At 38.2% G+C, this 6,919-nt stretch carries 9 protein-coding genes; 3 read left to right on the top strand and 6 right to left on the bottom strand.

Annotated features, from left to right (window positions below; genetic code table 11):
- From ACLUJM_RS12110 to ACLUJM_RS12085, 6 genes are all read right to left on the bottom strand, one after another.
- Nucleotides 1-773 (bottom strand): recombinase family protein (locus ACLUJM_RS12110; protein ID WP_412412911.1); only part of this gene is annotated, 773 nt, incomplete at its 3' end.
- Nucleotides 774-856: 83 nt separating this feature from the next.
- Nucleotides 857-961, bottom strand: a complete 105-nt coding sequence (locus tag ACLUJM_RS12105; RefSeq protein ID WP_100933904.1) for a hypothetical protein — start codon at nucleotides 959-961, stop codon at nucleotides 857-859.
- A gap of 67 nt (nucleotides 962-1,028) precedes the next feature.
- Complete coding sequence (locus ACLUJM_RS12100; RefSeq protein ID WP_233105030.1) at nucleotides 1,029-1,859, bottom strand: ParB/RepB/Spo0J family partition protein; 831 nt, start codon at nucleotides 1,857-1,859, stop codon at nucleotides 1,029-1,031.
- A 13-nt stretch (nucleotides 1,860-1,872) separates the two neighbouring features.
- Nucleotides 1,873-2,175: a hypothetical protein gene (locus ACLUJM_RS12095; RefSeq protein ID WP_195301689.1), complete on the bottom strand. Its 303-nt coding sequence runs from the start codon at nucleotides 2,173-2,175 to the stop codon at nucleotides 1,873-1,875.
- A gap of 191 nt (nucleotides 2,176-2,366) precedes the next feature.
- Nucleotides 2,367-2,576 carry a hypothetical protein gene (locus ACLUJM_RS12090; protein WP_100933642.1) on the bottom strand — a complete coding sequence of 70 codons (210 nt, stop codon included), beginning with the start codon at nucleotides 2,574-2,576 and terminating at the stop codon, nucleotides 2,367-2,369.
- Nucleotides 2,577-3,019: 443 nt separating this feature from the next.
- Nucleotides 3,020-4,300, bottom strand: coding sequence for a helix-turn-helix domain-containing protein (locus ACLUJM_RS12085; RefSeq protein WP_008817836.1), 1,281 nt, complete (start codon nucleotides 4,298-4,300; stop codon nucleotides 3,020-3,022).
- A gap of 280 nt (nucleotides 4,301-4,580) precedes the next feature.
- Here ACLUJM_RS12085 and ACLUJM_RS12080 point away from each other — a divergent pair, with 280 nt between their 5' ends.
- The 3 genes from ACLUJM_RS12080 to ACLUJM_RS12070 are packed head-to-tail and all read left to right on the top strand — an operon-like array spanning nucleotide 4,581 to nucleotide 6,890.
- Nucleotides 4,581-4,796, top strand: coding sequence for a helix-turn-helix domain-containing protein (locus ACLUJM_RS12080; protein WP_161129495.1), 216 nt, complete (start codon nucleotides 4,581-4,583; stop codon nucleotides 4,794-4,796).
- A 14-nt stretch (nucleotides 4,797-4,810) separates the two neighbouring features.
- Nucleotides 4,811-6,382, top strand: coding sequence for a class I SAM-dependent DNA methyltransferase (locus ACLUJM_RS12075; RefSeq protein ID WP_161129494.1), 1,572 nt, complete (start codon nucleotides 4,811-4,813; stop codon nucleotides 6,380-6,382).
- A complete protein-coding gene (locus tag ACLUJM_RS12070; RefSeq protein ID WP_195301688.1) occupies nucleotides 6,366-6,890 on the top strand; it encodes a restriction endonuclease subunit S in 525 nt (174 codons plus the stop codon). Before ACLUJM_RS12075 ends, ACLUJM_RS12070 begins: the two co-directional genes overlap by 17 nt.
- The last annotated feature ends 29 nt before the right edge of the window (nucleotides 6,891-6,919 follow it).

Raw genomic sequence — 6,919 nt, 5'->3', positions numbered from 1 at the left:
CAAAGTTGACCCCCAAATTTCTGGCGAAAACCCCTAAAAAATTTGGATAGCCAAATATTAGCAGGCAATGGATTGCTTGTCTTTTTACCGATGGAATGATAATATGCCGTCGGAGTAAGTATCTTTTCTTTTTCTAGTTGTCTCGCAATCTGTGCCGGTCCTTTTCCCTCAAGGCAAAGGTTAAAAATCTTTCTTACGATTTCAGCAGCAGGCTCATCTATCAACCACTTTTGCTTATCATCGGGATTTTTCATATATCCGTAAGGCACAGAGGAAGAAATACGTTGTCCCTTGGCGGCTTTCATTTGATTGACGGCACGGATTTTCTTTGAAGTCTGTGCTGCATACCATTCGTTAAAAATATTGGAAAATGGCATCATTTCCGTTCCGCTTTCTTTTGCGGTGTCCACATTTTCCTGTATGGAAATAAAACGTACACCCATTGTTGGATATTTGATTTCAAGATATTCGCCTACTTGCAGATAGTTTCTTCCGAAACGGAATAAATCTTTTACAATAACCGCAGAAACCTCTCCATTTTCAATCATAGACTGCATACGATTAAAGTCAGCTCTTTCAAAGGTTGTCCCGGATATACCGTCGTCGATAAAGAACTGCGGATGCAAAAATCCGTTCCGCTTTGCATACTCCGATAAGATTTCTTTTTGGTTGGATATGGAGTTGCTTTCTCCGTCTCTGCCGTCGTCTTGTGAAAGTCGGCAATAGAGAGCCGTTATTTTTTCTTTCTGCCCGTTTGTATTCTGTGTTGTCATAATATTTTTCTCCTTTCCGACAACCGGGCATTGCAAGTTACGAAAATTATACACTTGCAACGCTTTGGCTGTCGAATGTGTGGTTATACCAAATTAAGTTCGGTCAAAAGTTCTTTGAATTGCTCCAATACTGTTTCTTTTCCGTTCACATTGAAATGGGTTACAACCTCATAGGTTGTATTCCCGATTTTCGTAAAAAGGCAGTATCGTCAACCTCATAATACGGAGCGAATATTGAAACTGCATTACTGTCCATTATCGTTCCTCCCTTGCATTTCGTTCTCTTTGTCTTTGCCATTTTTCAAGCAATCTGATAATTGTATTCTGCATATCTTTGTTGGAATAATTTTGGGGAAAATACTTTCGTATATCCTCTGTTAGAAACCTGACCTGTTCCTTTTGGTTCGGTTTTTCCTCACTTAATACGGCAAATATCGTATCAACGGATAGCCGTCCTTGTTCGCTGAATTTTCGCAAGCGTTGAGCTTGTGAAAGCGAAGGTGTAGCGTCTGCGTATTCGATTTCTGCAACCAACTTTTTCTGTTCATTTTCGGGTAAGTATGATAATTCAACCGCCGGAGTAAAGGCTATTCGTTCCTCATCAACCATTTTCAGAAGTTCGGGAATTAAGTGAGTCAGGCGAATATATCTCTGAATCTGTCTGCCGCTTTCCGTATCCGATATGTTATCTCTTGACTTGTGGACAACTTGTCCATAAGTTTTTCCCTGATGCTTTAGTGCTTCTAATTTCATTTTGTATGCAAAGGCTTTTTCACTGTAGAGCAGATGTTCTCTGTGTATGTTGAAATCTACCATTGCAACAATTGCTTCATCTTTACTTAATTCTTTTATTGTGGCAGGTATTTTGGATAGTCCTAACTTTTTACAGGCTTCTACTCGTCTGTGTCCGCTGATAATTTCATATTTACCTTCCGAAAGAAAACGCACGGTTATTGGTTCGAGAAATTCGGTTTCTTTTATGCTTTCAAGAAGTTCTTCTTGTTCCAATCCGCTTCTTTCCTTAAACGGATGATTTTCAAAAGGAACAAGCGAACTGATTTCGATGTTTTTAATGATTTCGGTCATTTTGATTTCCTCCTTAATCTAATATTTCTGCTGTGTAAAGATAAATACCCTTAGGATTTTCTTTGTATATGAGTTTTACTTTTGTGCCGTTGTCGGTTTCGTAAAAGCCCAAATATTTCTGCCACCAAAACACAGGTGTGATAATCTTTCTTCCGTCACTCAGCTGAAAAAACAATCGCAGCATTCCCGAACTTGCTTCGGCTTTCATTATCAGCGTTGCTGTGTATTCGCCTGCTTTGTCGATAAAACAGTAATCGGCGGTGTGTATCCGTTCTTCCCGCATTTCTTCACGGGTATATACTTTGTTTGCAATCATATAAATACCTCTCTTCATAATTCTTTTTTCGGAGAGTAAAGATATATATTTATTTATATATTTATACGTCTTACTCTCCGTTTGTTTTTTGTTGCTGTAACCGCTCTTTTTTCTGTAAGGAAAAGGTGTGTAAAACAGCGATTTTTCCTTTTATACGCCTATTAAAAATTCGTTAGGTGTCATTCTACGGCTTAGCTTGAATCGGTAAATTTATCGCTGTTAGGTGCGTTTTTAACACTTCTTTTAGACTGATATTTAGGACAAAAAACAATAACCGCCTTGAAACTTTGTTTGCAAGCATTACTGCATTTACGCCAAAGGTCATTGTAGGTGCGTCTGCCTGTCTTGGGACTTATGAAGAAATTCCATTCCCGTTTTGCTTTCTTTGATAATCTCGGCATATTAAAACCTCCCTTCACTTGTTTGAACTGAGAAAGAATAAATGGACACTCTATTTTCAAAAATATTTTTGGAAACAAAAAAGAGATGGCATTTGCTTTTTCATCAAATGTCATCTATCAGTTAAGAAATGAAATATTATATTTCATGCTGAAGTGAAAAGTTAAATTCCACTTTCAAAAGGCGAATAAAAAATGTGGAACTTTCTTCTACAAAAGTCTATACAGAGCATAAATATAGCGTTAGAAAGGGTTTCAAATAGGTAGAAGTAAGTAAAAATGTGAAGAAAGTGGTCATTGTGCGAATGATAGATAAAATGAATAAGCGCACTGAAAATAGGCTCCATTATGCCTATGTATAACTAAATTCCACTTCCATTTTATAGTTACACTATAAATAACTGTTCTTTGCCGCTGCTCTTATCATTCTTTATATCATCTGTTTGTTACTTATGAGTCAATACGCTTGGACGAAGTATCACTTCGTCCTTTTCTATTTTCTGTAGACCAAATTCATAAAGTTTCTGCGCTAATTCCGGACACATGAACTCACATAGCTCAAATGGGGATTTTCCATTCAAATGTTCCTTGGCACTGGAATTGATATGTGAGATGGCTACATTCAAGGAAGTCTGATCGGTCAGGCCGATACTGCGTAAGTCTACTTCGTTAGGTAATATATAACGTAATTCACGATGCATATTTTCCAGGCTTCCTTTCTGCCCGGACTGCATAGGGTCGCAATAGAAGACTCGTGTCCTTCTGGTACCATCGTCTCTTTTTTCCATATGCTCAGCATCAGTAAATTCACCTCCGCGATCAGTGAGTGTTATATGAGCTTCCTGTTCAAACAGGCTTTTTCCAAGGATGGAATCAAGAACAGCTAGTCCGTCAACCATATCTGCAGCAGTCTTCGTGTCGTGATATACAGCAAACAGGAGCCCATATTTGATGAATTTGAAAGTCTGGATAAACGGTCCATTGGAAATGTCATTATAGACTGTATCCATTTGTAAAATGTGTGTGATTTCCTCAGACTCAACATAGGATTGGTAATCTGTGTAAAGCCGTCCAACAAGGAATTTACGGTCTTGTCGTTTTTTATAGATCGTCTTCTTCTTAGCGGTCATTTTTCTTTTGACTTTTATACGAAGGTCAATATTAGCAATGCCAACACATTCGAATACACCTTGTTCAATATAGTTGTAGAGTGTCTTCTCACTGATTCCAAGTTCGGGATGTGCAGCTATGATCTGATAAGGTGAATGACCTTTTAATATAAGAGGCTTGATGGTATTGCCTAGCTCTACAGCTTCTGATGAGGTCAGATTGATTCCGGTTCGAGACTCAACGAGTTCGCTACGGTATTCCTCATAGGCGATCGTAGGTTTATAGAGGTATTTATCAAAGCGGCAGCTTTTCAGTTTCTCACAGCCATTACAAGCTCCCGGAGTACGATCTCTGCGTTTGCAGCGGAACTTAGAATAATCAGGGCAGTTGACAGTACAATTCTTTCTCTTAAACTTACAGTGAGCATAGTTCTCGCATTCTAGAGAAAGTGTAGATTTATGAGAGAGATAACGGTGAGCACGGATTTCCTTACCTATCGTAGATTTATCTTTGCCTAGATTATCAGCAATAGCTTTTTTAGAAGAACCATTAACGATGCCGATCGCGATGACATTGCGATCGTCCTGAGTCAGATGTTTGTTTTTGTTCGTTGCCATATTCATCACCCTTTGTAATGTGTATGATAATAACCAGCGGTTACCTTCATCATAGATATAAAAAAGGATATATGAAAGACTAAATGCAATTGTAAGTGTAAATTCAACTAGATTGTTGTGTAAGAGTCTTTTCTACTTAGCTACTTTGAAAGTGGAATTTAACTTTTCACTTCAGCTATTATATTTCATTTCAGGTAATTCTGTTGAATTTCACAAACTCAAATGATATACTATATATTAGTTACTTATGAGTTATATTACAGTAAATTGGGAGGTTAATATGGCTGTCTCATACAACAAATTGTGGAAATTAATGATAGATAAGGGATTAAACAAAACGAAACTGCGTACAGAGGCAGGAATTTCATCTAACGCTATGGCAAAACTCGGAAAAAATGAATCAGTTCAAGTAGAAGTGCTTGTGAAGATATGCAATCATCTTAACTGTACGATGAATGATATTATGGAAATCATTCCTGATAATTTAGAAAAGTAACGGAGGATATATAAATGGCAAGAACTGCGAAACCAAAGAAAGAAATATCAATGGAAGAAGCACTTTGGAAAAGTGCTGATAAACTGCGAGGTTCTGTTGAACCTGCGGAGTATAAGCATGTTGCTCTGAGTTTATTCTTCCTTAAATTTGCCAGTGACAAGTTTGAGGAATGCCGCAATAAGATTATTGCTACACACGGCGAGAAATATGCGGATATGAAACCATTCTATACACAGGAAAATGTTTTTTATCTTCCCGAAGAAAGTCGCTGGAAGTATATTATTGAAAATGCAAAGCAGGACGATATTGCCCTGAAGATAGATACAGCACTTTATACGATTGAAAAGAATAACCCGGCACTCAAAGGTGCATTGCCGGATAACTATTACTCCCGTTTACATATTGATACAGCAAAGTTGGCTTCTTTGCTTGATGAGATCAATCGTATTAACACCGATGACAAAGAGAACGACATTATCGGGCGTGTGTATGAATACTTCCTCAGTAAGTTTGCTCTTGCTGAAGGTAAAGGTAAGGGCGAGTTCTATACGCCAAAGTGCATTGTTAATCTGATTGCTGAAATGTTGGAGCCTTATGATGGTATCCTCTATGATCCTTGTTGTGGTTCAGGTGGTATGTTCGTTCAGTCCATTAAGTTTGTGGAAGCACATAGCGGAAACAAGAAAAAGGTTTCCATCTATGGTCAGGAATACACCAATACCACTTTCAAACTGGCAAAGATGAACTTAGCCATCCGTGGTATTTCTGCCAATCTTGGAGAGATGGCAGCCAATACATTTACCAATGACCAGCACAAAGACCTGAAAGCAGATTTCATAATGGCAAATCCGCCCTTTAATCAGAAACAATGGAGAGCAGAAAACGAGCTTACGGACGACCCTCGTTGGGATGGCTATGAAGTCCCCCCGACAAGCAATGCAAACTATGGTTGGATACTGAATATTGTTTCCAAACTCTCACAAAACGGTGTGGCAGGTTTCCTGCTTGCTAATGGTGCATTATCTGATGATGGTACAGAGCTGAAAATTAGACAGCAGCTTATAGAAAATCATTTGGTAGAAGCAATTATTATTCTTCCGAGAAACCTTTTCTATACCACCGACATCAGTGTTACTCTTTGGATACTGAACAAGAACAAAAAAGCTCGTGTTGTGGAGCAGAACGGAAAGCTCAAACGCTATCGTAACCGAGAAGATGAAATACTCTTTATGGATTTACGACAAATGGGCAGTCCTTATGAGAAAAAGTACATTGAACTGACTGAAGAAGATAGATCCAAGGTCACAGAAGTTTACCACAACTGGCAGCAGGAAGGCTTTGAAGATACTTACGAAAATGTTCCGGAGTTTTGCTATTCTGCTTCTTTTGAAGAAGTAAAAGAAAAGGGATTTACTCTTGTACCGAGCAGATATATTGAGTTTGTCAACCGTGACGAGAATATTGACTTTGACACCAAAATGAAGTCATTGCAGGGAGAACTCAAAGGACTTCTTGTTCAAGAGGAAAAATCCAAAGCAGATTTACTTGCTGTATTTAAGGAGCTGGGATATGAAATCGAATTATGATATTTTAGGAAACCATATACGACTAATTGATATTCGAAACAGAGAAAGCATAGCAGGCAGAGTTTTAGGAATTAACATAGACAAATTTTTTATGCCGTCAGTTGCGAATGTTATTGGTACGGATTTGAGTAAATATAAACTGATAACAAAAGGAAAATTTGCGTGTAATCCAATGCATGTTGGTCGTGATGAACGACTTCCGGTTGCATTGTATGACGAGGAAGAGCCTGCTATTGTTTCTCCGGCATATTTTATGTTTGAAGTGATAGATAACAGTATTTTGAATGAAGATTATCTGATGATGTGGTTTCGCAGACCGGAATTTGACCGTATTTGTTGGTTACATACTGACGGAAGTGTTCGTGGTGGAATTACCTGGGATGACATTTGCAGATTGGAATTGCCTATTCCACCTATTGAAGAACAGCTTGAAATAGTGAACAGCTATAAGGCAATTACGGATAGAATTGCTTTAAAACAGCAGATAAATGATAATTTAGCGGCTTAATTCACCAAGCGGCTTAAAAGCAAGTCCTT

The organism is Finegoldia sp., assembly GCF_046991905.1.
Classification (GTDB): Bacteria; Bacillota; Clostridia; order Tissierellales; family Peptoniphilaceae; genus Finegoldia.
Note: the sequence above shows the minus strand (reverse complement) of the source record. Positions and strands in the feature narration are given on the sequence as shown.